This window comes from Burkholderia sp. Ac-20384 (assembly GCF_017104605.1).
Lineage (GTDB): Bacteria > Pseudomonadota > Gammaproteobacteria > Burkholderiales > Burkholderiaceae > Burkholderia > Burkholderia lata.
Genome location: NZ_JAAGPE010000551.1, coordinates 1 through 3185, shown reverse-complemented (window position 1 = coordinate 3185; position 3185 = coordinate 1). Strand labels below are relative to the sequence as shown.

Here is a 3185-nt window from a genome sequence, read left to right as displayed (position 1 = left end):
GCCGACGCCTTGCAGCGCGCGCGCCGCGATCAACATCGCGGGTGCGCTCGCGGCGCCGCACGCGAGCGACGCCAGCGCGAACAGCACGAGGCCGGCGATGTACAGGCGGCGTGCGCCGAAGCGGTCGCCGAGCGCGCCGCCCGACAGCATCAGTACCGCAAACGCGAGCGTGTACGCATCGACGACCCACTGCAGGCCGGCAACCGGCAAGTGCAGGTCGCCGGCGAGATGCGCGAGCGCGATGTTGACGATCGTCACGTCTAGCTGCGTGACGACGAAACCGGTGCTGACGGTCGCGACGACGCGGGCGAGCGCGGACGGGAAGGCGGGGGTGGGGGCGGTCGTATCCATGCGTCAATCGTAGGACGCGACCGGCAGGCGATGTTTCAGCGGGACGTGAAGCGTCGAAACGCCGGATACGAAGCAGGGGGCGCGATGCGGGAACGGAAAAGGCCGCGGTCGGGCCGCCGCGAACGCGATTGGCCGAAGCACCGTGCCGCTACGGGCATCGATGCGCGCTCAGCGCGGGCCGGCTGCCGCGTTCAATGCCGCTCGCCGCGCCAGCGTCCCGGCGCCACGCCGAAGCGCTTCGTGAACGCGTGCGTGAACGTGCTTTGATCCGCGAAGCCGACCATCCCGGCGATATCGACGAGCGGATACCGGCCGTCCGCGAGCAGGATCACGGCCGCGTCGAGCCGGAGGCGCTGCAGGTAGCGATGCGGCGTTTCGCCGAACGCGTCGACGAACAGTTGATGAAAGCGGCGCATCCCGTAGCCGCAGTGCGCGGCGAGATCGGCGATGCGCAGGGGCTCCGCAAGCCGTGCACGCAGCCAGCGGTCGATGCGCGCGAAATCGAGGCCCGACGCGGGTGCGGCGATGGCGCGTTCGTCGAGCAGCGCGCCACACAGCCGCGCGGCGGCCTGCCACTGGAAACGGTGCGCGGCCGCGTGCTGCGCGTCGCCGGCACTTGCGCCGAGTTGCGCGGCGGCCGCCGCGATCTGCGCGACCAGCGACGTCAGTGCCGGATCGATCGTTACGGCGCGCGCGCTGTCGAACAGCCGCTGCGGCACCGCGAGCGAGGCGAGGGGAAGATTGAGCACGAGCTGGCGGTTCTCGCCCAGGCCCGCGTAATCGTGGCGCGCGCCGGCCGGAACCAGCCACGCGCCGTGCCGGTCGAGACGCTGGCTGACGCCGTCCACCGCCATCACCATCGCACCGTCGATGCCGAGCACGATCTGGTGAAAGTCGTGCACGTCCGACGCTTCGAGCGTGTCGTAGCGTTGCAGTGCGACGGTGGGGGATGGAAGGTGTGCCATGGGGCAGCGCGTCAGCAGGCGGCTCGCATGCCGTGTCAGATGTCGAGCAGTTCGACTTCGAACACGAGCGTGGCATTCGGCGGAATCACGCCGCCTGCGCCGCGCGGGCCGTAGCCGAGTTGCGGCGGGATCGTCAGGCGACGCACGCCGCCGACCTTCATGCCCTGCACGCCTTCGTCCCAGCCCTTGATGACCATGCCGCCGCCGAGCACGAACGCGAACGGGGCGTTGCGATCCTTGCTCGAGTCGAATTTCTGACCGTCGGTCAGCCAGCCCGTGTAGTGGACGCTGACGGTCTGGCCGGCTTGCGCTACGTCGCCGGTGCCTTCGGTCAGGTCTTCGTATTTGAGGCCCGATTCGGTCGTGATGACAGACATGACTTCTCCTGAAAAAGGATGGGTAAAACCGCTATTGTAGGCGAGCGCGCAGCGGGCCGCCGCTCATGGCTTTCGGCCGATCGCGCGCGTGTTGCGGACGACGCCGGGCCACCGCGGCTGCGATCGCCCGAAACGCAAATGGAACGCCTGTTTGAATTTTTCTCGAGCCCCGCGACCGCGGTTGCACCGGACGAGTGCGACGCGTGTATGAATCGGTGCTACCGGGGTGCCCGGTAGCGTGCCGTGCGGCGCCGCCGATTTTCGTGAAACGCCCGCCGCACGGGGCTTTCGGGCCATCGGTATGACACGGCAGCGAGCCGCGCATATCGCTCCCGAGCCACCGCGCGCGTTCGAATCCCGCCCCGTCCGGACACCGTTCGAGCGCCGTTTTTTCCGCCTTTTCGACCGTGCCCTGTTTGGAAGCGCGCATCTACCGCGCGGCTTGCGTGCGCCGCCGCGGGCGGCCTATCTTTACAGCTGTCGATGTCAAGATTTTGGCGGTGCGTGACGCGCCGCCCGAGCCCGCGCCGGCGGCGTCGGACGATGCGCCGGGCCGCTCCGGAACCAGGAGAACGATGAACATGAAGTCAGCCGCTTCCGCCACCGCAGCCGGGATCATGCCGGTGCGCCGCGACCTGCGCTTCGACCTGCCGGTCGAACGCGCGAAGGACTGGCATGGCCTCGGGTCGCACGTGACCCATTTCTTCAACGCGCTATCGCTGCTGTTCCCGGCCGGCGAGCGTTTCTTCATGGATTCGGTGCGCAACTACCGCGACCGCATCGACGATCCCGTGCTGAAGCAGCAGGTGCTCGGCTTCATCGGCCAGGAGGCGATGCACACGCGCGAGCACATCGAGTACAACGAGCTGATGCAGGCGAACCACCTGCCCGCGCGCAAGCTCGACAAGCGCGTGTGGACGGTGCTCGGCTACATGAAGCGCAAGCTGCCGCATTCGGTGCAGCTCGCGCATACGGTCGCGGCTGAGCACTACACGGCGATGCTCGCCGACTGGCTGCTGCGCGACCCGACGCGCCTCGACGGCTCGGTCGAGGGCTACCGCCAGATGTGGATCTGGCACGCGCTCGAGGAAACCGAGCACAAGGCCGTGTCGTTCGACGTATGGAATGCCGCGATGGAACCGGGGCTGCGCCGTTACCTGATCCGCATCGGCGTGTATCTGCTGACGACGCTGACGTTCTGGCCGACCGTGTTCCTGATGCACGCGACGCTGCTGTGGCGCGATCGCGGCGCCGGCCATCACGTGCGCGGCATGCTGCGGATGATCGCGTTCCTGTACGGGCCGCGCCGCGGGCTGTTCCCGCGCATCGCCGGCGAATGGCTGAGCTTCTTCCGGCCGGGCTTCCATCCGTGGGACCACGACAATCACCACCATCTGGCGCGCGTCGACGCGCTCGCCGCCACCTATGGCGAACAGGGCGGCACGCCGGCCGGCCGTGGCCGCGAGAACGAGGCGGCGCCGCTCGCATCGGG

Annotated in this window: 4 protein-coding genes; 1 reads left to right on the top strand and 3 read right to left on the bottom strand. The window is 68.8% G+C overall.

Features of this window, described 5'->3' with window-relative positions; genetic code table 11:
- The 3 genes from G3O00_RS41540 to G3O00_RS41530 form a co-directional block, all read right to left on the bottom strand.
- The coding region (locus G3O00_RS41540) for an MFS transporter (RefSeq protein WP_206146475.1) at window positions 1–351 on the bottom strand (351 nt) is incomplete at its 3' end.
- A gap of 191 nt (window positions 352–542) precedes the next feature.
- Window positions 543–1316, bottom strand: a complete 774-nt coding sequence (locus G3O00_RS41535; protein ID WP_174931892.1) for an AraC family transcriptional regulator — start codon at window positions 1314–1316, stop codon at window positions 543–545.
- A gap of 35 nt (window positions 1317–1351) precedes the next feature.
- On the bottom strand, window positions 1352–1693 hold the full coding sequence (locus tag G3O00_RS41530; RefSeq protein WP_206146474.1) for an FKBP-type peptidyl-prolyl cis-trans isomerase: 342 nt from the start codon (window positions 1691–1693) through the stop codon (window positions 1352–1354).
- 581 nt (window positions 1694–2274) lie between these two features.
- Between G3O00_RS41530 and G3O00_RS41525 the strand changes: the two genes are divergently transcribed.
- Window positions 2275–3185, top strand: a 911-nt coding sequence (locus G3O00_RS41525) for a metal-dependent hydrolase (RefSeq protein ID WP_206146473.1), incomplete at its 3' end; no start/stop codon positions are given.